The 21214-nt window shown below is 56.9% G+C and carries 17 protein-coding genes and 5 tRNA genes; all 22 read right to left on the bottom strand.

All coding sequences use genetic code 11. The features are described from left to right. Positions 1–152: 152 nt before the first annotated feature. Positions 153–1760, bottom strand: coding sequence for a glutamate--cysteine ligase (gene gshA, locus ACR6AS_RS14660; RefSeq protein WP_111142230.1), 1608 nt, complete (start codon positions 1758–1760; stop codon positions 153–155). A 31-nt stretch (positions 1761–1791) separates the two neighbouring features. Further along, positions 1792–2193 carry a YqaA family protein gene (locus ACR6AS_RS14655; RefSeq protein ID WP_199560057.1) on the bottom strand — a complete coding sequence of 134 codons (402 nt, stop codon included), beginning with the start codon at positions 2191–2193 and terminating at the stop codon, positions 1792–1794. A 23-nt stretch (positions 2194–2216) separates the two neighbouring features. After that, the gene (gene yqaB, locus ACR6AS_RS14650; protein WP_111142232.1) at positions 2217–2783 is read right to left on the bottom strand and encodes a fructose-1-phosphate/6-phosphogluconate phosphatase; all 567 of its coding nucleotides are present in this window, start codon (positions 2781–2783) and stop codon (positions 2217–2219) included. Positions 2784–2877: 94 nt separating this feature from the next. Then, entirely contained in the window at positions 2878–3072 is a 195-nt protein-coding gene (locus tag ACR6AS_RS14645) for a hypothetical protein (RefSeq protein WP_418798570.1), read from the bottom strand. Between the two features lie 412 nt (positions 3073–3484). Continuing rightward, positions 3485–3561: transfer RNA gene (locus ACR6AS_RS14640), tRNA-Arg, on the bottom strand. Positions 3562–3620: 59 nt separating this feature from the next. Then, a tRNA-Arg gene (locus tag ACR6AS_RS14635) sits at positions 3621–3697 on the bottom strand. A gap of 58 nt (positions 3698–3755) precedes the next feature. After that, a tRNA-Arg gene (locus tag ACR6AS_RS14630) sits at positions 3756–3832 on the bottom strand. A 218-nt stretch (positions 3833–4050) separates the two neighbouring features. Beyond that, a tRNA-Arg gene (locus ACR6AS_RS14625) sits at positions 4051–4127 on the bottom strand. Positions 4128–4135: 8 nt separating this feature from the next. Beyond that, positions 4136–4228, bottom strand: a tRNA-Ser gene (locus tag ACR6AS_RS14620). A 281-nt stretch (positions 4229–4509) separates the two neighbouring features. Beyond that, complete coding sequence (gene csrA / locus ACR6AS_RS14615) at positions 4510–4695, bottom strand: carbon storage regulator CsrA (RefSeq protein WP_008927091.1); 186 nt, start codon at positions 4693–4695, stop codon at positions 4510–4512. A gap of 249 nt (positions 4696–4944) precedes the next feature. After that, a complete protein-coding gene (alaS, locus tag ACR6AS_RS14610; RefSeq protein ID WP_111141434.1) occupies positions 4945–7572 on the bottom strand; it encodes an alanine--tRNA ligase in 2628 nt (875 codons plus the stop codon). Between the two features lie 132 nt (positions 7573–7704). Further along, positions 7705–8229, bottom strand: a complete 525-nt coding sequence (locus tag ACR6AS_RS14605) for a regulatory protein RecX (protein WP_111141435.1) — start codon at positions 8227–8229, stop codon at positions 7705–7707. A 123-nt stretch (positions 8230–8352) separates the two neighbouring features. Further along, entirely contained in the window at positions 8353–9420 is a 1068-nt protein-coding gene (gene recA, locus ACR6AS_RS14600; RefSeq protein WP_111141436.1) for a recombinase RecA, read from the bottom strand. A 97-nt stretch (positions 9421–9517) separates the two neighbouring features. After that, positions 9518–10012 carry a nicotinamide-nucleotide amidase gene (pncC, locus tag ACR6AS_RS14595; RefSeq protein WP_111141437.1) on the bottom strand — a complete coding sequence of 165 codons (495 nt, stop codon included), beginning with the start codon at positions 10010–10012 and terminating at the stop codon, positions 9518–9520. A 105-nt stretch (positions 10013–10117) separates the two neighbouring features. Beyond that, positions 10118–10894 (bottom strand): trans-aconitate 2-methyltransferase, encoded by a 777-nt coding sequence (tam, locus tag ACR6AS_RS14590; RefSeq protein WP_293770462.1) that lies wholly within the window; start codon positions 10892–10894, stop codon positions 10118–10120. A 198-nt stretch (positions 10895–11092) separates the two neighbouring features. Continuing rightward, positions 11093–11428: a zinc ribbon domain-containing protein YjdM gene (locus ACR6AS_RS14585; protein ID WP_111141438.1), complete on the bottom strand. Its 336-nt coding sequence runs from the start codon at positions 11426–11428 to the stop codon at positions 11093–11095. Positions 11429–11508: 80 nt separating this feature from the next. Next, on the bottom strand, positions 11509–12591 hold the full coding sequence (gene mltB / locus ACR6AS_RS14580; RefSeq protein ID WP_111141439.1) for a lytic murein transglycosylase B: 1083 nt from the start codon (positions 12589–12591) through the stop codon (positions 11509–11511). 149 nt (positions 12592–12740) lie between these two features. Continuing rightward, positions 12741–13418: a respiratory nitrate reductase subunit gamma gene (gene narI, locus ACR6AS_RS14575; RefSeq protein ID WP_111141440.1), complete on the bottom strand. Its 678-nt coding sequence runs from the start codon at positions 13416–13418 to the stop codon at positions 12741–12743. Beyond that, complete coding sequence (gene narJ / locus ACR6AS_RS14570) at positions 13415–14143, bottom strand: nitrate reductase molybdenum cofactor assembly chaperone (protein ID WP_111141441.1); 729 nt, start codon at positions 14141–14143, stop codon at positions 13415–13417. The genes narI and narJ overlap by 4 nt, the downstream gene beginning before the upstream one ends. After that, positions 14140–15684, bottom strand: coding sequence for a nitrate reductase subunit beta (gene narH / locus ACR6AS_RS14565; RefSeq protein WP_293770331.1), 1545 nt, complete (start codon positions 15682–15684; stop codon positions 14140–14142). The genes narJ and narH overlap by 4 nt, the downstream gene beginning before the upstream one ends. Then, complete coding sequence (locus tag ACR6AS_RS14560; protein ID WP_434162640.1) at positions 15681–19442, bottom strand: nitrate reductase subunit alpha; 3762 nt, start codon at positions 19440–19442, stop codon at positions 15681–15683. Before ACR6AS_RS14560 ends, narH begins: the two co-directional genes overlap by 4 nt. A gap of 101 nt (positions 19443–19543) precedes the next feature. Then, the gene (locus ACR6AS_RS14555; RefSeq protein WP_293770335.1) at positions 19544–20935 is read right to left on the bottom strand and encodes a NarK family nitrate/nitrite MFS transporter; all 1392 of its coding nucleotides are present in this window, start codon (positions 20933–20935) and stop codon (positions 19544–19546) included. Between the last annotated feature and the right edge of the window lie 279 nt (positions 20936–21214).

Genomic DNA, 21214 nt, shown 5'->3' with positions numbered 1-21214 from the left:
CGTCACCTCCTGTTCTGAGAATTTTTTTTAAAACGATGAAACTTTTCTGTTCGCCCAACGTCTGAATATATGAAAGACGCGCATTTGTTATCATCATCATCCCTGACAACAGAGATGTTAATTTGGCCACATTGATGTGGCCTTTTTCTTTTCTACCCTTCCCGGCTCGCCAGATACGCTTCAAAATCCAGCTTATCGCTCGCTTCCAGCTGCTGCTGTGCCGCGACTGATTCCTGCGCCTGACGCGTGAAATCGTCTTCCGTCAGGACTTCCAGCGGCTCTTCACAGAGCAGATGCGCATACTGTTCTGCCAGTGCTACGCCGGTGCCGGTAACACCGTTGTCCTTCATCGCCTGAAGGATACGCGCCGAGTAGGTTAGCTCAGGATCGTCAAACGATGCTACCAGTTGATCGCAGACCTGCTGATATTCCGTGCTGTCCTGATTGTGACTGTCTAAGACTTCAGCAACGCGGCGCAGATCGGCAAACAGGGTTTTACCCACTTCGACCAGCGAATGTTCCGCTTCGCCACAGCCCACCGCAATTTTCTGCCCCGGTTTACGCCCTTCCAGCACGACCCGGTTCCAGTTTTTACGGGTACACTGCAGCTCATCCGCGCTCATTTCCGGCGCGTCGGCCAGCGTACACCAGATCAGGAACAGGTCGAGGAAGCGAACCTGATTCTCATCGACTCCAATGGCAGAGAACGGGTTGATATCCAGCGAACGCACTTCGATATACTCAATCCCGCCACGCAGTAGCGCATCAGACGGCGCTTCACCCGAGCGCGTCACGCGCTTCGGCCGGATCGGCGCATAGAGTTCGTTTTCAATCTGCAGCACGTTGGTATTCAGCTGCAGCCAGTTGCCGTCTGCATCTTTTGTTCCCATCGCCGCATACTCTTCGGAGGGCGTCCTGATCGCTTTCTTCAGCGCCGTGACATAGCCTTCCAGTGAGTTAAAGGTGATACCGAGCGCGCTTTGCGACTTATTGGTATAGCCCAGATCGCTCAGACGCAGCGAGGTGGCGTAGGGCAGCCACATCGTGTCTTTGTCATTGGTTTCAAACGGCAGCGCGCTCTCACGGCCCTGCAGGAAGCTGGAGCTGATGGCCGGTGATGCGCCAAACAGATAGGGGATCACCCAGCCGAAGCGATAATAGTTACGGATCAGGCGCAGATAGCCCGCGGAGATCGTCTCTTTTCCGCTTTCCTGATCTTTCACGTCAGCCCACTCCTGCCAGAACGAGAGCGGCAGCGAGAAGTTATAGTGAATGCCGGAGATGGTCTGCATCAGCGCGCCGTAGCGGTTTTTCAGCCCTTCGCGGTAGAGCGTTTTCATCTGCCCGATATTGGAGGTGCCATACTGCGCCAGCTCGATATTATCGGCATCGTCGATCACACAGGGCATACTGAACGGCCACATGCGCTCATCGCCCAGTTCGCGCGCAACGTGACGATGGATATCACGCAGAAATGCCAGCATATGATCAATGCTGTGGTCGACGGGCGTGATAAATTCCAGCAACGTTTCGGCGAAATCGGTGGTGATCCAGTCATGTTTCAGCGCCGACCCCAGAGAGTCCGGGTGGCCGCTTTTTGCCAGTTCGCCATTTGCCTGCACACGCAGCGTTTCACGCTCGATGCCACGGCCAATACCTTTAAGGGCATTGGGATGCGCCTCCAGCCAGGAGAGCGCTTTAGATACGTCCGGGATCACATTACCCCCCCGCTGTGATAATAATTTATTTTTGTTCAGCATAATGTTAACCGTAGCCTCGAATCTGTGCGAATCAATGCCACCATTCCAGCCCCTGTAATGTGGCAGTCGCGATAACGATATAACGCAGTGTCTTGCCGACAGCGAGAAACAGCATCGCGGGCAGCCAGGCGAAACGTAACCAGCCTGCGAGCACGCAGAGCAGATCACCTATCACCGGCAGCCAGCTGAATAACAGTGCTGCGGGTCCCAGTCGGTGCAACCACGTCATTGCTGTGTCATGCCATCGCCCCTGACGTTTTAACGGCAGTAAGCGACCAATAATAATGTTGGTTAAGCCGCCCAGGGTGTTTCCCAGTGATGCGGCCAAAAGCAACCCGTAAACTGATGTCTTTTTTGCTATCAGAAATGCGATCAGTAGTGCTTCTGAACTTCCTGGCAGGAGCGTTGCACTTAAAAAGCTACTGCCGAACATCGAGGCCAGGGTGAAGATGTCACTCACAGTAAACGGACATCCACCACGGCCATGCCTGCTGCTTTTGCTGCCTGGATACCAAAATCGGCATCCTCAAACACCACACAGCGTGCCGGTGCCACGCCCAGTAATTCGGCGCAGCGTAAAAAGGTTTCCGGCTCGGGTTTGTGATGTTTTACGTCGTCAGCACCGACCACGGCCGAAAACAGCGCACGCACACCCAGCTGCGTCAGTAACGCCTCTGCCATGCTATGTTCGCTTCCGGTCCCTACCGCCATCGGACGACGCCCGTGATACGCTTTTGCCACCTCCAGCAGAGGCAGCGGTGTCACGTTGTCCAGCAGCATCGCTTTCACTGCCGCTGTTTTTTCTGCGGCGAGAAGACGGGGGTCGAGTGACGACTGATTGGACTCAATGATGAACTGCGCAAGCCGCCAGGCGGGCGCGCCATTGAATTCGATGATACGGGCTTCATCCAGCGTCAATCCATAACGCGCCAGTACCTGACGCCACGCTTTTCGATGGGTTGGCTCGGTATCCAGAATGGTGCCGTCCATATCGAAAATCAGGGCGTCATATTGATCGTACATTGTCACTCCGGACGTTCACCAAACGAGACATTACTTTAGCCTAATGTGGACAGGTTGTCGCCAGGGTGGATGAACAGCAAATGCTTTGAAAGCATTAACAATTTTTCTTTTCAGATAAAGGTGATCGTCTGCGCCCAGCCATAACAGTACGAATTTGCAGCGATTTTTTGACAATCTTTTCAGCGCCGCACGCCATAAGACGGGCAGGAAGAGCAAAACCAGATAGGTTATCGCAGCAGGCAGGCGTCATTATCCGCTTAAGTCCGGGTGATGGATCAATGGCAGCCATCGGGGAGAAAAGCCCTGCCGGCAAAGCCAGTGGGAAGCTGAGTGAGAGAGATTTCAGGTTATCTCTGCGACGCTGGCTGCGCATGATATTGCGGCTGGAAAGCCGGTCTGTAGCTCAGGCGCTGAGACGGCATGGTGCACCGGGTATGACTGAAAGCAGAATGACTCAGCCTGCGCTTCGCCCTGCGGGCCGTTGCTGACGCAACGTTATCCTCCTTAGCGCGATCTGAACGCGGATTGCGTTATGACACACTGAGGGGCTGATCATAAGGGAGAATATGGTGCATCCAGGAGGATGACTCCGCTTACGCTTCGCCCTGCGGGCCGTTGCTGACGCAACGTTATCCTTCTGAGTGCGATCTGAACGCGGATTGCGTTATGACACACTGAGGGGCTGATCATAAGGGAGAATATGGTGCATCCAGGAGGATTCGAACCTCCGACCGCTCGGTTCGTAGCCGAGTACTCTATCCAGCTGAGCTATGGATGCATTGAGGGGTGTAGCTTTTTATGGACTGACAGAAAGTAATCTGAGGATGATACGAAGAATGGTGCATCCAGGAGGATTCGAACCTCCGACCGCTCGGTTCGTAGCCGAGTACTCTATCCAGCTGAGCTATGGATGCATTGAGGGTGTAACTTTTTATGGACTGACAGAAACCAACCTGAGGATGATACGAAGAATGGTGCATCCAGGAGGATTCGAACCTCCGACCGCTCGGTTCGTAGCCGAGTACTCTATCCAGCTGAGCTATGGATGCATAAATCAAATTCTTGTACAACGCAGGGTGCTGACTACTCACCATGAAGGAATTGCTAGTTCGCTTTGTTTCTTTCTTTTCGATGGTGCATCAAGGAGGATGACTCAGCTTACGCTTCGCCCTGTGGCGCCGTTGCTGATGCAACGTTATCCTCCTTAGTGCGGTCTTAACGCGAATGCGTTATGTCACACTGAGGCACTTCGCCATACCCGAAAATATGGTGCATCCAGGAGGATTCGAACCTCCGACCGCTCGGTTCGTAGCCGAGTACTCTATCCAGCTGAGCTATGGATGCATCGAAAATGGCGGTGAGGGAGGGATTCGAACCCTCGATACAGCTTTTGACCGTATACTCCCTTAGCAGGGGAGCGCCTTCAGCCTCTCGGCCACCTCACCTTACGCTTTCTTTCGAACCGTGCTTCTGAACTTGTTTCTGCTCATCGGCACTGCGTGGCGCACATATTACTTTCCCGGACTTTTAAGTCAAACAATTTTTCCAAAACTTTTTTCGATTGCACAAATCACACACAATCGGGACAAAATGACGGCAAAAAGAGTGAATTATCAACACTGAAAGCAGGTCGTGTTGGCAAAAATGCGACGTGAAGAGGAGAAGGAAAGGCAGGAATTTTGCAGAAAGCGGTAGCGCCTCGCACAGGTGCGAGGCGCTGAATCCGTTAAACGCTGGTTTGTTGCGTTTTTTCAGCCTGGATGCGCTGATAGATCTCTTCGCGATGCACAGAAACCTCTTTCGGCGCGTTAACCCCTATACGAACCTGGTTACCCTTCACACCCAGTACCGTTACAGTTACCTCATCACCGATCATGAGGGTTTCACCAACTCGACGAGTTAGAATAAGCATTCTTTGCTCCTTGAAAGATTAAAAGAGTCGGGCTTGTACAGGCACCCGGCATTATCCATCATTTAACGCTGCACATTGGCTGTGAGAATGACACCTATGCGCATCGATGCGCCAATACATTCTGCTGATAGTTAGTTTAGCCGAAATACACTACATCAACCTGACTTTGTCATTTGCTGCTCTGGCACTGTATTAAAAAGCGCCGGAACCGGGGTTCTGACGCTTCATACAATGCTTTATTCTATTTCATTACAGGCGGCTGTTGACCCAGCTCTCTACCCCTGCCAGAGCGCCTTTAAGCGCCTCAGCATCATTACCACCCGCTTGCGCCATGTCAGGACGACCACCGCCCTTCCCGCCCACCTGCTGGGCCAGACCGGCAATCAGTTCGCCCGCTTTAACGCGGTCAGTCAGATCTTTGGTCACGCCCGCAATCAGCGACACTTTGCCGTCTGCCACGGTTGCCAGCACGATAATCGCAGACCCCAGTTGATTCTTGAGATCGTCCACCATGGTACGCAACATTTTAGGTTCGACATTGCTGAGCTCACTGACCAGCAGTTTCGCGCCCTTCACATCAACAGCCTGGCTGCTCAGTGAAGCACTCTCCTGCGCGGCCTGTTGATCGCGCAGTTGCTGCAACTCTTTCTCCAGCGCACGGACATGATCGACCAGACCACGCACCTTCTCGTTCAGATTGCTGCTGTTCGCTTTGACCAGCTGCGCCAGATCGTGCAGCTGGCTGCTCTGCGCATTGACCTGGGCCAGCGCAGCTTCACCGGTAATCGCTTCAATACGACGAATACCGGCCGCTGTGCCTGATTCAGCCTGAATGCGGAACAGACCAATATCACCGGTCCGTGCAGCATGGGTTCCCCCGCACAGCTCAACAGAGAAATCACCCATAGTCAGAACACGTACGCGCTGGTCATATTTCTCGCCAAACAAAGCCATCGCACCTTTAGACTTCGCCGCGTCGAGATCCATCACTTCGGTTTCTACCGGCAGGTTGCGGCGGATCTGTGCATTGACAATATCTTCGACCTGGCGAATCTCCTGAGGTTTCATCGCTTCGAAGTGCGAGAAGTCAAAACGCAGATATTTGTCGTTAACCAGTGAGCCTTTCTGAGCCACATGTTCGCCCAGAACCTGACGCAATGCGGCGTGTAATAAGTGGGTCGCAGAGTGGTTCAGGCGGATACGCGCACGACGTGCCGCATCGACCTGCGCCTCAAGGCGATCACCGATACGCAACTGCCCTGCGGCCAGCTTACCGACATGACCGATGGCCTGACCATATTTTTGTGTGTCCTGAACGCTAAATTCAGCATTCTTCCCTTTCAGCAACCCGGTATCGCCAACCTGACCACCCGACTCACCATAGAAGGGGGTTTCATCCAGCACAACGACGGCATCCTGACCGGCGGTCACTTCATCCACCGCCTCGCCAGCAACATAGAGCGCTTTCACCGTGGCCGCTAAATCAAGCTGCTCGTAACCTTCAAAGGAAGAGGCCGCGTCAATGCGGATTACATTGCTGTAGTCTGCGCCGAAGCCACTCGCTTCACGCGCGCGCTGGCGCTGCTGCTCCATCGCCTGCTCAAAGCCCGCTTCGTCGATTTTCAGGTTACGTTCGCGGCAGACATCCGCCGTCAAATCAGCCGGGAAGCCAAAGGTGTCGTAGAGACGGAAGACGATTTCGCCATCCAGCGTGTCGCCCTGCAGTTTTTCCAGCTCGTCATCCAGCAGCGCCAGTCCGCGTTCCAGCGTACGGGCAAACTGATCCTCTTCGCTTTTCAGCACCTGCTCAACCTGAGCCTGCTGACGCTGCAGCTCTTCACCCGCGGCCCCCATAACCTCGATCAGCGGCGCAACCAGCTTGTAGAAGAATGCCTCTTTGGCGCCCAGCATGTTGCCATGACGCACCGCACGACGAATGATACGACGCAGCACGTAGCCACGGTTCTCGTTCGACGGGATTACGCCATCCGCAATCAGGAATGCGCAGGAGCGGATATGGTCAGCAATCACGCGCAGTGATTTATTGCTGAGATCGGTCGCGCCGGTCACCTTCGCGACAGCCTGAATCAGTTTCTGGAACAGGTCGATTTCATAGTTTGAGTTGACGTGTTGCAGAACGGCGGAGATACGCTCAAGGCCCATTCCGGTATCAACCGACGGTTTTGGCAGCGGCAGCATGGTGCCATCCGCCTGACGGTTGAACTGCATAAAGACGATGTTCCAGATCTCGATGTAGCGATCGCCATCCTCTTCCGGGCTGCCTGGCGGGCCACCCCAGATGTGATCGCCATGATCGTAGAAAATCTCGCTGCACGGGCCACAAGGGCCGGTGTCGCCCATCTGCCAGAAGTTATCTGACGCGTAGGCGCTGCCTTTGTTGTCGCCAATGCGAATGATGCGCTCACGCGGCACACCAATTTCGTTCGCCCAGATATCAAAGGCTTCATCATCGGTTTCATAAACCGTCACCCACAGGCGCTCTTTTGGCAGGCTGAACCACTGTTCGCTCGTCAGCAGTTCCCAGGCAAAACCAATCGCCTCTCTCTTGAAGTAATCACCAAAGCTGAAGTTACCCAGCATTTCGAAGAAGGTGTGGTGGCGGGCGGTGTAACCGACGTTTTCAAGATCGTTGTGTTTACCCCCTGCGCGAACGCAGCGTTGCGACGTGGTCGCACGGGTATAGTCACGTTTGTCCTGACCGAGGAACACATCTTTAAACTGGTTCATCCCGGCGTTAGTAAACAACAACGTTGGATCGTTATTCGGTACGAGGGAGCTGCTGGTTACAACCTCATGTCCCTTGCTATGAAAAAAGTCGAGAAACGCCTGACGGATCTCAGCAGTGCTCTTGCTCATATATGTCCTGGAATCACGCTAACGAACGTTCCCTCCGATCGGCGCAGCCACTTTTCGTGGTGCCTGACCAGAGGAACAAAAAGTGGGAATAAGATAAAATTTCTTCAGTGGGAAGTAAAATTACATCGGCTTTTAGTCATCAAAATTTCTGAAAACAGACTGGATATCCTCGCTCTTAAAGCCCTTCGATTGCAGATAGCGCAGCACTTTCGCTTTCTCTTTCCACTCAGTGGGTAGCGGATGGCCAAATTTTCTCTCCGCCATCTGTGCCGCTCTCGCCGCCCAGTCAACCTCTGTCTCCTCCATCGCGAGGTCAATCGCCTCGCGATCAATACCTTTCTGGGCCAGCTCAAGGCGCACGCGCTGTGATCCCAGACCTTTGCGGCTTCGGCTCTGAATAAAACGTTCGGTAAAACGTTCGTCGTTCAGCCAGCCACTCTCCTGACACCAGTCCAGCACCTGCTCCAGCAGATCGTCGGGGATAATTTCGGGCTCTTTCTTTTGTGCCCATGCGGCACGCTGAGCAGACTGTTGCAGCTTACGCGCCAGTTCGGCACGGCTGTGATCGCGCTGACCCAGAATGCGCATCGCGCGGTCAAGCAGGCGGGAGTAAGAGACGACGTCAGGTTGAGCCTGAGGCTGTGAAGATTCAGTCATACTGCGCTCCTTGTACAAACAGAGAGGAGATTATGGCGACAGAACAGGACAGAGGAAAGGCGGAAAAGGACACTGAGGAGGCAAAAACAGCGGGAGAGGCTTTCGCCTCTCCCGCTGTTGTGATTAGAAGTCTTCGTTCGCTTCGCTTTCGGCGTTTTCGATGTCAGCAGATTTATCCGCTGCCACTTTTTCATCCGCGCCGTTGAGCAGCATCTCACGCAGCTTCATATCAATCTCGTTTGCCACAGCAGCATTCTCTTTCAGGAAGTTGCTCGCATTCGATTTACCCTGACCAATCTTGTCGCCGTTGTAGCTGTACCACGCACCCGCTTTTTCGATCAGCTTGTGCTTGACGCCCAGGTCAACCAGCTCGCCATAGGTGTTGATCCCTTCGCCATACATGATCTGGAACTCAGCCTGTTTAAATGGCGCAGCGATTTTGTTTTTCACCACTTTCACGCGGGTTTCACTGCCGACCACGTTATCGCCCTCTTTAATCGCACCGATACGGCGGATATCGAGACGGACAGAGGCGTAAAATTTCAGTGCGTTACCACCGGTAGTGGTTTCCGGGTTACCGAACATCACACCAATTTTCATTCGGATCTGGTTGATGAAGATCAGCAGGGTGTTTGACTGCTTCAGGTTACCCGCCAGTTTACGCATCGCCTGGCTCATCATACGTGCCGCGAGGCCCATGTGTGAGTCACCGATTTCACCTTCGATTTCCGCTTTCGGCGTCAGCGCAGCAACGGAGTCGACGATGATGACGTCAACGGCACCGGAACGCGCCAGAGCATCACAGATTTCCAGCGCCTGTTCACCGGTATCGGGCTGTGAGCAGAGCAGGTTTTCGATATCCACGCCCAGCTTCTTGGCGTAGACCGGATCCAGCGCATGTTCCGCATCGATAAAGGCGCAGGTTTTACCCTTACGCTGTGCCGCCGCAATGACCTGCAGGGTCAGCGTGGTTTTACCGGAAGACTCCGGTCCGTAGATCTCAACGATACGGCCCATTGGCAGACCGCCAGCCCCTAACGCGATATCCAGCGACAGCGAACCGGTCGAGATGGTTTCCACATCCATTGAGCGGTCTTCACCCAAGCGCATGATGGAACCTTTACCAAATTGTTTCTCAATCTGGCCCAGCGCGGCAGCTAAAGCCTTCTGTTTGTTTTCATCAATCGCCATTTCAACTCCTAATCAAGCCGGGTAAACACGCACTCAGTTGGTGCCTGCACTCTTTCTGTTGCCGACAATTATACTGTATAGTCATACAGTATCAAGTTTAATTTGTCAGAAATTCGCCATACAGTGTCTGCAGGGCCCACGCCACCGACTGGCGGCGGACGGCATCACGATCGCCGCTGAAATGCTGCAGAAAAGTCAACACGTTATCCTGTGGCCCGGCAAAGCCAAACCACACCGTACCTACCGGTTTTTCTGCACTGCCGCCATCCGGGCCGGCAATGCCGCTGACCGAGATTGCGTAGTCGGCACGGGCAGCCTCGCGGGCCCCCAGCGCCATCTCGCGCACCACCACTTCACTGACTGCGCCAGCCTGTTCCAGCGACGCCGCCTGAACGTTTACCAGCTGCTGTTTCGCCTCATTACTGTAGGTCACAAACCCGCGTTCGAACCAGGCGGAACTGCCGCTGATATCGGTAAACACCTTGGCAATCCATCCGCCTGTACAGGATTCCGCACAGGTGACAGTGGCATTGCGCTGCTTCAGTTGCTCCCCTATCCGGGCGCTGAGCGCCTGCAATTGCTGATCGTCCATTGCATCTCTCCGTTTAGCTGTGGGTTGAAGGTGGTGCAGAAAGTGCACTTTTTCAAGGTCATCCGCCACGATTGCGCTATTTTTGCGGCAGACTTTCCACCGCGCTTACCGTTTTTTCACCGCAATCATAAAAAGACGCGGAAAGGCGAGCAGAACCTGGCCATCCGCCTGAGCAGGATAGGCGGTGACAAGACGCTGATGATAATCGGCCAGAAAGGCGCGCTGTCCGGCCTCATCCAGGCTCGCCAGAAATGGTCTGAGGCCGGTGGCCCGCAGCCAGCTGATAATCGCCTGCGCATCGGCCATGACGTGATAATAGGTGGTGCGCCAGATATCGACCTCACAACCCGCCTGCGTCAGCAGATCGTAATAGTCACCCGCGGAGAGCAGCTGCGTGCGCTCAGCGGCCTCTGCGTTGATCAGTGGCCGCCAGCGCGCTGATGCCGCCACCTCGCGCATCAGCCGATGCGAAGGCTCCTGCAGATTATCCGGCATCTGCACGGCCAGCACACCGCCGGGCGCCAGCTGAGCAACCAGATGAGGGAATAGCGTGGAGTGATTATCCAGCCATTGCAGTGAAGCGTTGGCATAAACCACCTGCTGCGGGGCATCCGCCTGCCAGCTACGGATATCGGCCTGAACAAAGCGACACTGCGGCAGGCGCTCTCTGGCCTGCGTCAGCATCGTCGCTGAACTGTCGAGCCCGGTGATCTGTGCCAGCGGCCAGGCGTCAGTAAGCAGTTCAGTGCTGTTACCCGGCCCGCATCCCAGATCGGTAACCCGCTCGACCTGCTCCATCGTGATGCGCGCCAGCAGCTCCCGGGCCGGACGGGTTCGTTCCGCTTCAAATTTACGATACAGCACGGGATCCCACTCTTTCATCATGACCTCTCACCAGGTTATCAGAGACATCTGCTTAGTCAGACGGATGAAAAGCGAAAAAGTGCAGACCTTTACCGATTATCGTGGCGTTACGGCGCGGGAAAAGGCGCGGGAAAGAGATAGGGGCTGCACGGCAGGCGGGATGACTGGAACTAAAACCGTACTGAACACAGCGGGCGCGTCCCTGCCCCCCCGATCTCAGTTCTTTTTCACAAACTCAGACTTCAGTTTCATCGGGCCAAAACCGTCGATTTTACAATCGATGTTGTGATCGCCTTCGACCAGACGAATACTTTTCACTTTGGTGCCAATCTTCAGCGATGAGGAGCTGCCCTTCACCTTGAGATCTTTAATCACCGTTACGCTGTCGCCATCTGCCAGCAGATTGCCGTTGGCATCACGCACTTCCAGTGTGGCGTTGCTGTTGTCGCCTTCTCCCTCGGTCCAGATATGACCGCAGGAGGGGCAGTTAAGGTTATCGCCATCTTGCCAGGTGTAATCGGCGTGACAGGCTGGGCAGGCAGGTAAAGACATAACGACTCCGGAAGTATCAGCGGCGCGGTGACCTGAAAAAGGGCGTCATCATATAACCTTACAGTTAATAAGGACAGCCTTTATAACAGACCGCCCTGCCGTGCCTTGCTCACCGCCTCGCCCAGCTGCCACACCGCCATCGCATAATGGGTGCTGTGGTTGTAGCGGGTGATCACGTAGAAATTGGGTAAGCCGTACCAGTACTGATAGCTGGTGCCCAGATCGAGGCGCAGCAGGCTGACCTGATCGTTTCCATCCAGCGAACCCTGCGGTGACAGGCCTGAAGCCGCCAGCATGCTCACGCTGTAGCGGGTTTTAAAGCCATCTTCCAGCATCGGCGCCTGGCCGCTGGCCGGAACCGCCACATTTTCGCCGCTGCGCCAGCCATGCTTCTGGAAGTAGTGCGCCACACTGCCAATGGCGTCCACCGGATCCCACAGGTTGGCATGACCGTCGCCGTTGAAATCAACCGCATAGTCATTGTAGGAAGAGGGCATAAACTGACCGTAGCCCATTGCCCCGGCAAACGAGCCTTTCAGCGCCAGAGGATCATCCTGCTCTTTACGCGACATCAGCAGAAAGGTCTCCAGCTCGCTGCTGAAGTAGGCGGCGCGGCGCGGATAGTTAAACGATAAGGTCGCCAGCGCATCCAGAATGCGGGTTTTGCCCATCACACGACCCCAGCGGGTTTCCACGCCGATGATGCCGACAATAATTTCCGGCGGTACCCCATAGACCTGCTGCGCGCGTTGCAGCGCATCCTGATACTGATTCCAGAATGCCACGCCGTTCTGCACGTTGTCCGGGGTGATGAACTTGTTGCGATAGCGGATCCAGGCGCCGTTAGGACCCGGCGCAGGCGTGTAGCTCGGCGCCTGACGATCCATCAGCCGCAGCACGTAATCCAGTCGTTTTGCCTGCCCGATGATGTTGTGCAGCTGCTGACGATCAAAGTCATGCTTCTCCACCATCTTATCGATGAACTGTTCGGCTGCCGGATTACCGGCGAAGTCACCAGACATCGCCTGTCCGCTGTGCGCCGGCTGCAGTAAAAAACCGCCCTGCGGTGCAGGCAGCATCTTCTGCTGTGAAGGAACTTCAGGTTTGCTGCTGCAGGAAGCCAGAAGCGGAATAAACGCAAGAAGGGCTAACTTGAAACGCATCGGTTATCCATAAACGAGGGGTGAATTCAGATGCGCTAATAGTAGACGTTCAGGACCATGACATACAGGTCAAAATCTTAAAAAAACGTCAATGAGGGGAGCGGTCACGATGGCCGCGGGGGAGGGTTTTTCCCGCGGCCAGGCTGCGTTTAGCGGCGGTTTCGCACCAGCTGATAGCGGCGGGTCAGATACTCAACCGGCGCGCTCCAGATGTGCACCAGGCGGCAGAACGGAAAGAGCAGGAACAGCGTCATTCCCAGCACCATGTGGATGCGATAGATCAGCGCCACCCCGTCCAGATGCTGAGACGCACCCGCGTGGAACGTCACCACCGCCTGCGCCCAGCCCACCAGCTTCATCATTTCACTGCCGTCCGGATGCTGAGCGGAAAAAGGAATGGTCAGCAGGCCCAGCGTGGCCTGCGCCACCAGCAGTGTGATGATCAGAATGTCACCGACGCTGCTGGTGGCGCGCACCCGGGGATTGGTCAGCCGGCGCTTCAGCAGCAGCGCCCCACCCGCCAGGGTCATTGCACCGAACAGGCCACCGGCGATCATCGCCAGCTTCTGCTTCACATCGATCGGCAGAAAGGATTCATACATCCAGTGCGGCGTCAGCATCCCGACGGCATGACCAAAGAAGATACCGATGATGCCGATGTGGAAGAGGTTGGAGGCGAGGCGCATCCCCTTCTTGTCCAGCATCTGGCTGGAACCGGCGCGCCAGCTGTACTGCCCGTAGTCATAGCGCAGCCAGCTTCCCACCAGGAAGACCGTCCCGGCGAGATAGGGGTAAATATCGAAGAAGAAGGTGTTGATAAAATTCATGCTGATTCTCCAGTGGTACGCGCCGTGGCCGCGGCGATATCCAGATACTGCGGCGTGACCGCAGCGGCGAAGCGACGCTGATGCATCGCCTGCTGCGCCGGGACACAGCCCTGTTCGCCGAGAAATTTAATCTGCTCCTCTTCCCAGACGGCATCGAGCGCCGCCGGGGTGTCGTCGCGTGCCTCCTGCGCTACCTGCGGTTTCAGCGCCGCAGCATCCACTGCGCTGCCGGAGAGCGCCAGCAATGCCGCGAAAAGGTCGGCGTAAGGACTCTGTCGCGCCTCAAGGCGGGCGGTCAGCAGTGCCAGAATCGGTACGATGTCATCCAGCCCCTGACGGGCGTCCTCATCGCTTTTGCAGGCGAGATACTCAAGGTAAAGCGGCAGATAGTCGGGCAGCTCTTTGCTGTCCAGCTCCAGACCGTCGGCGCGATACTGTTCCAGCAGATCGACCATCGCCTGACCGCGGTCGCGTGACTCCCCGTGCACATGTTCAAACAGCAGCAGCGAGGTGGCGCGGCCGCGATCGAACAGTTCGCAGTAGTCAGCCTGCACGTCGAGCAGAGGCCGGGCGCAGAGCTGCTGAATAAAGTCTGCCAGCCGTGCGCGCTGCGGCTCGCTGAGTTCGCAGGCGCTATCCAGCGCCTCCGTCAGGTCGCGGGCGTGGGTAAATAGCGCCTCGTCCGGGTAGTCGAGCAGGCGCGACACAATACGCAGCGTGATCATGAGGCATCCTCCGGGCGCGTCGTCTTCTTACCGATGTCGATAGCATCAATACGGCGGCTGTTGAACAGGTTAAATTTGCTGTCGCTGCCGCGGCAGCCATCGCCAAAGCTGAAGCCGCAGCCCTTGCTTTCCGGGAAGGCTTCGCCTGCCAGTTCGCGATGGCTGGAGGGCACCACAAAGCGATCCTCATAGTTTGCGATCGCCAGATAGCGGTACATCTCCTGCGCCTGTGCTTCGGTCAGGCCGACCTGCTCCAGCGCCCGGATATCCCGCTCTCCCTCCACGCTTTCCGCGCGCTTGTAGTGACGCATCGCCAGCATCCGCTTCAGCGCCATCAGCACCGGCGCGGTGTCACCGGCGGTCAGCAGATTCGCCAGATACTCAACCGGAATCCGCAGGCTTTCTACATCCGGCAGCACGCCGGTGTGCGCCAGCGCGCCGCCATCTGCCGCCGACTGAATCGGTGACAACGGGGGCACATACCAGACCATCGGCAGCGTACGGTATTCAGGATGCAGCGGCAGCGCCAGCTTCCACTCCATCGCCATTTTGTAGACCGGCGAGCGTTGCGCCGCATCGATCACGCTCTGCGCGACGCCATCTTTCAGCGCCTGGGCGATCACCGCCGGATCGTTGGGATCAAGGAAGATATCCAGCTGGCTCTGATAGAGATCCTTCTCGTTTTTCGCAGCGGCCGCCTGTTCGATCCGGTCGGCGTCATAGAGCAGCACACCGAGATAACGGATCCGGCCGACACAGGTTTCCGAGCAGACGGTGGGCTGACCCGCCTCGATACGCGGATAACAGAAAATACATTTTTCTGATTTGCCGCTTTTCCAGTTGAAGTAGATTTTCTTGTAGGGACAGCCGGTCAGGCACATCCGCCAGCCGCGACATTTATCCTGATCGATCAGTACGATGCCATCTTCGCCGCGCTTGTAGATTGCGCCGCTCGGACAGGTCGCCACGCACGCCGGGTTAAGACAGTGCTCACACAGGCGCGGCAGATACATCATGAAGGTGTGCTCGAACTGGCCGTAGATCTCCTTCTGGATGTTGTCGAAGTTCCTGTCCTGCGAGCGCTTGGCAAACTCGCCGCCGAGGATCTCTTCCCAGTTCGGGCCGTTCTCGATCTTTTTCATCCGCTGACCGGTGATCAGCGAGCGCGGGCGGGCGATCGGCTGATGTTTACCGGCGGGTGCCGTGTGCAGATGCTGATAGTCAAAATCAAAGGGTTCATAGTAGTCATCCAGCGCAGGCACGTCAGGGTTGGCGAAGATCTTCGACAGCAGGCCGACGCGGCTGCCCATGCGCGGCTCCAGCCTGCCGTTGATCTTACGGATCCAGCCGCCCTTCCACTTCTGCTGATCTTCCCAGGCGTGCGGATAGCCGACGCCCGGCTTGCTTTCCACATTGTTAAACCAGGCATATTCCATGCCTTCGCGGCTGGTCCAGACGTTTTTACAGGTTACCGAGCAGGTGTGGCAGCCGATACATTTGTCGAGGTTCAGCACCATGCCGACCTGTGAACGAATTTTCATGGTTTTACCTCCTGCTGGCTGCCCTGGCAGGCATCGTTGCCCTCGCCATCTAACCAGTTAACGTTGTTCATTTTTCTTACCACCACAAACTCATCGCGGTTAGAGCCGACGGTGCCGTAGTAGTTAAAGCCCCAGGAGAGCTGCGCATAGCCGCCGATCATATGCGTCGGTTTCGGGCAGGTACGCGTCACCGAGTTATGGATCCCGCCGCGCTGACTGGTGATCTCCGAACCGGGAATATTCACGATGCGCTCCTGCGCGTGATACATCATGGTCATCCCGGCCGGAATACGCTGGCTCACCACCGCGCGGGCGGTCAGCGCCCCGTTGGCGTTGAACGCCTCGATCCAGTCGTTGTCCGCAATGCCCAGTTCGCGGGCGTCATCTTCACTCATCCAGACGATCGGTCCGCCGCGCGACAGCGTCAGCATCAGCAGGTTGTCGCTGTAGGTTGAGTGAATGCCCCACTTCTGGTGTGGCGTCAGGAAGTTCAGCGCTTTTTCCGGGTTACCGTTGGGCTTGCTGTTCAGTAACGGTTTCGCCGCGCGGGTATCGACAGGCGGACGATAGACAATCAGGCTCTCGCCAAAGGCGCGCATCCACTCATGATCCTGATAGAGCTGCTGACGGCCGCTCAGCGTACGCCACGGGATCAGCTCATGGACGTTGGTGTAGCAGGCGTTATAGGAGACATGCTCATCTTCCAGACCAGACCAGGTCGGGCTGGAGATAATTTTGCGCGGCTGCGCCTGGATGTCGCGGAAGCGGATCTTCTCATCTTCCTTGTTCAGCGCCAGATGGGTGTGATCGCGGCCGGTGATCTCGCCCAGCGCCTGCCAGGCTTTTACCGCCACCTGCCCATTGGTTTCCGGGGCCAGCGCCAGAATCACCTCTGCCGCATCAATTGCCGTGTCGATATTGGGCTGACCCGCTGCCGGGCCTGCCGCTTTGACATAATTGAGCTGCTTGAGGAAATCGACCTCTTTGCAGGTGTTCCAGCTGATACCTTTGCCGCCGTTACCCAGGGTTTCCAGCAGGGGTCCCAGGGAGGTGAAGCGTTCCCAGGTCGCCGGATAGTCGCGCTCCACCACCATGATGTGTGGTGCGGTTTTGCCGGGGATCAGGTCGCACTCGCCCTTTTTCCACTCTTTTGCGTCAAATGGCTGCGCCAGCTCCGCAGGCGAGTCATGCAATACCGGCAGCGTGACGACATCGGTTTCCACCCCCAGATGGCCCGGGCAGAGATCGGAGAACGCTCTGGCGATGCCTTTATAGATCTCCCAGTCACTTTTCGACTCCCACGCCGGATCAACAGCGGCTGACAGCGGATGAATAAACGGATGCATGTCCGAAGTATTCATGTCGTCCTTTTCATACCAGGTCGCAGTGGGCAGCACGACATCGGAGTAGAGGCAGGTACTCGACATACGGAAGTCGAGGGTGACCACCAGATCGAGTTTGCCTTCGGCCCCCTGCTCCTGCCACTCCACCTCTTCCGGCTTCTCGCGGCCCTGCTGGCCTAAGTCTTTACCCTGAATGCCATTTTCAGTGCCCAGCAGATACTTCAGCATGTACTCATGGCCTTTACCTGACGAGCCAAGCAGGTTGGAGCGCCAGACAAACAGGTTACGCGGGAAGTTCTGTGGATCGTCCGGCTGCTCGGCCGCAAAACGTACGGTGCCCTGCTTCAGGCTCTCTACGGTGTACGCCAGCGGCGACTGTCCGGCCGCTTTCGCCCGTGCCGCGATGTGCAGCGGGTTGACGTTAAGCTGTGGCGCGGAGGGCAGCCAGCCCATGCGTTCGGAACGAACGTTGAAGTCGATCAGGCTGCCGGTGTAGCGGCTTTTGTCCGCCAGCGGTGACAGCAGCTCCTCTGTCGCCAGGGTTTCATAGCGCCACTGGCTGGAGTGGTTATAGAAGAAGGAGGTGCTGTTCATCTGGCGCGGCGGACGCTGCCAGTCGAGGCCAAAGGCCAGCGGCGTCCAGCCGGTCTGCGGACGCAGTTTCTCCTGGCCGACATAGTGCGCCCAGCCACCGCCGCTCTGACCGACACAGCCGCAGAAGATCAGCATGTTCATCAGGCCACGGTAGTTCATGTCCATGTGATACCAGTGGTTCATACCGGCACCGACAATGATCATCGAACGACCGCGGGTCTTTTCGGCGTTTTCGGCGAATTCGCGGGCAATGCGGATAATGTTCTGACGGGAGACGCCGGTGATCTGCTCGGCCCAGGCCGGGGTATAGGCCTTGATCTCATCGTAGCTCTGCGCGCAGCTGGCATCCTCCAGGCCGCGATCCAGGCCGTAGTTCGCCAGCGTCAGGTCGTAGACGCTGGTAACCAGCGCCTCACTGCCATCCGCCAGCTGCAGCCGTTTCACCGGCAGCTTATGCCGCAGAATCTCATCGAGCGCGACGCTGTTGAAATGCTCGCGGGTGATGCCGCCAAAGTAGGGGAAACCGACCTCAACCACCTCGTCGTGGCTGCCGAGCAGGCTGAGCTGCAGCTCCACTTCCTGCTGTGTCAGGCCATCGCGCTGCTCCAGATTCCATTTGCCCTTCTCGCCCCAGCGGAAGCCGATAGAGCCCTGCGGCGCAACCAGTTCACCGGTCGCCTGGTTCAGCGCCACGGTTTTCCATTCCGGGTTATTTTCCTGACCGAGTCCATCCACCAGATCGCTGGCGCGCAGCTGGCGGCCTGCGGCATAGTAGCCTCCCTCACGCGGCTCCAGCAGCACCAGCATCGGCATGTCGGTATAGCGGCGCACGTAGTCGCGGAAATAGGTGACTTCACGGTCAAGATGAAACTCTTTCAGCATGACGTGGCCCATTGCCAGCGCCATCGCGCTGTCGGTGCCCTGCTTCGGATTCAGCCACTGGTCGCACAGCTTGGCGACTTCGGCATAGTCCGGCGTGATCGCCACGGTTTTGGTGCCTTTGTAGCGCACCTCCGTAAAGAAGTGCGCATCCGGGGTACGGGTCTGCGGCACGTTTGAACCCCAGGCCATGATATAGGAGGAGTTATACCAGTCGGCCGACTCCGGCACGTCGGTCTGCTCACCCCAGGTCATGGGTGACGCAGGTGGCAGATCGCAATACCAGTCGTAGAAGCTCAGGCAGGTGCCGCCAATCAGAGAGAGGTAGCGCGCGCCTGCGGCGTAAGAGACCATCGACATCGCCGGGATGGGCGAAAAGCCCATGATGCGGTCCGGGCCGAAGGTCTTCGCGGTGCAGATGTTGGCGGCGGCGATCATCTCGTTGACCTCCTGCCAGCTGGAGCGGACAAAGCCTCCGCGTCCCCGCGCCTGTTTGTAGCTGCGGGCTTTCTCCGGGTTGCTGATGATGGACGCCCAGGCGTCAACCGGATCGCGGTGCTGCGCTTTTGCTTCCCGCCATAGCTGGATTAGCTTCTTACGCATCAGCGGATATTTCAGGCGGTTCGCGCTGTAGAGATACCAGGAGTAGCTGGCTCCGCGTGGACAGCCACGGGGTTCATGATTGGGCAGATCGGGCCGGGTGCGCGGATAGTCGGTCTGCTGGGTCTCCCAGGTGACCAGTCCGTTTTTCACATAGATTTTCCAGCTGCATGAGCCGGTGCAGTTCACGCCGTGGGTTGAGCGCACGATTTTATCGTGCTGCCAGCGGCTGCGGTAACCCTCTTCCCAGTCGCGGTTACTGTTGAGCGTCTGGCCGTGCTGGCCGGAAAAGGGCTCGGCCAGCTGTTTGAAATAACGAAATCGATCAAGAAACTTGCTCATCCGGAATACTCCTGAAGGCCTGGTATGACATTGCTGACTCTGTATCTGTCGCGACACAGAAAGGAAAATGGTGCCGGTGCGCCACACCGGCCTTGTTGTTATCAGGCGCGCGCTTTTCGCCCGTAAACCAGCCAGGTCACCGCGATGCAGCAGAGATAGAAGACCAGGAAGATTTTCATTGCGCCGGCAGGTGAGCCGGTCATAGCGAGCGACAGGCCAAAGGTCTGCGGGATAAAGAAGCCGCCCAGCGCACCGATCGCAGAGATAAAGCCCAGCGCCGCCGAGGTCTCGGTTGCCGCTTCACGCTGAGCCAGCGCATCGTCACCGCCTTCGGCTTTGATGCGTTCCAGCGTCAGTTTGCGGAAGATGACCGCAATCATCTGATAGGTAGAGCCGCTGCCCAGACCGGAGGTCAGGAACAGGCCCATAAAAATGGCGAAAAAGGCGATGAACGAGCCTTCGTGTCCGTCACCCGGCAGCGTCAGGAACAGCAGCGCGGCAAACAGCGCCATCAGCACGTAGTTGATCAGGGTGACGCGCGTACCACCAAAACGGTCAGAAATGATGCCGCCTGCGGAACGCGCCAGCGCGCCGATAAACGGCCCGAAAAAGGCGTAATGCATGATCACCACGCCAGGGAACTGGGTTTTGGTCAGCATGGCAAAACCGGCAGAAAAGCCGATAAAGGATCCGAACGTCGCCAGATAGAGCAGCGCCATCACCCACAGGTGCGGCCGTTTCAGCACTGGCAGCTGTTCACGCAGCGAAGATTTCGCCGCCGCCAGATCGTTCATGCCAAACCAGGCCGCGAGTGTGCCGACCGCCAGGAACGGCACCCAGATCCAGGCGGCGTTTTCCAGCCAGATACTCTCACCGGCGACGGTAGCGTGGCCTTTATCCGCAAACGCAAAAATCGCGCAGGAGATCGCCAGCGGTGCGACGAACTGCATCACGCTGACGCCGAGGTTGCCCAGCCCGCCGTTGATGCCCAGCGCGCCGCCCTGATGGGCTTTGGGGAAGAAGAAACTGATGTTACCCATGCTGGAGGCGAAGTTTGCGCCGCCGAAGCCGCACAGCAGGGCAATTACCATAAACGTTGCGAAGGAGGTCTGACTGTCCTGCACGGCGAAGCCGAGCCACAGGCAGGGGATGATCAGGATACCGGTACTGAAAGCGGTCCAGCGGCGTCCGCCGAAGATGGGAATGACGAAAGAGTAAGGCACCCGCAGCAGCGCCCCGGAGACAGAAGGCAGCGCGGTCAGCAAAAAGAGCTGTTCTGTGCTGAAGTTAAAGCCAACTTTATTCAGGTTAACCGCAACGGTGCTGAACAGCATCCAGACGCAGAAGCCCAGCAGCAGGCAGAACACAGAAATCCACAGATTACGGCTGGCGATACGTTTACCACGCGCCTGCCAGAACGCTTCATTTTCCGGCTGCCAGTCCTGAATTAAGGCGCCGCGCGTCGGGGTTTGCAAAGGGGCAGATTGGGTCATAGATCTCTCATCAGCAGAATAATAATTGTGCATATCCTGCGTATCCGTCCTGCCCGCTTGCTTGACACAAATCAACGGCAAGGCAGGTTACCCGCGCGCCGCCGCCCCGGCTCGTCCCGGTTAAGTAGCGGACCGGAAAACGATAATCCTTATAAATCATAAGGTTTAAACGCACCTCTCCACCGCCCCCGCCGGGGGAGGGTCAGATGGAAATAAAGGAGTAGTCCTTTGGGGGTATGTGGCCTCCCTGCTTCCCCGTTAAAATAGGCCTCGTCGTCT

This window comes from Pantoea phosphatilytica (assembly GCF_051025615.1).
Taxonomy (GTDB): Bacteria; Pseudomonadota; Gammaproteobacteria; order Enterobacterales; family Enterobacteriaceae; genus Pantoea.
Note: the sequence above shows the minus strand (reverse complement) of the source record. Positions and strands in the feature narration are given on the sequence as shown.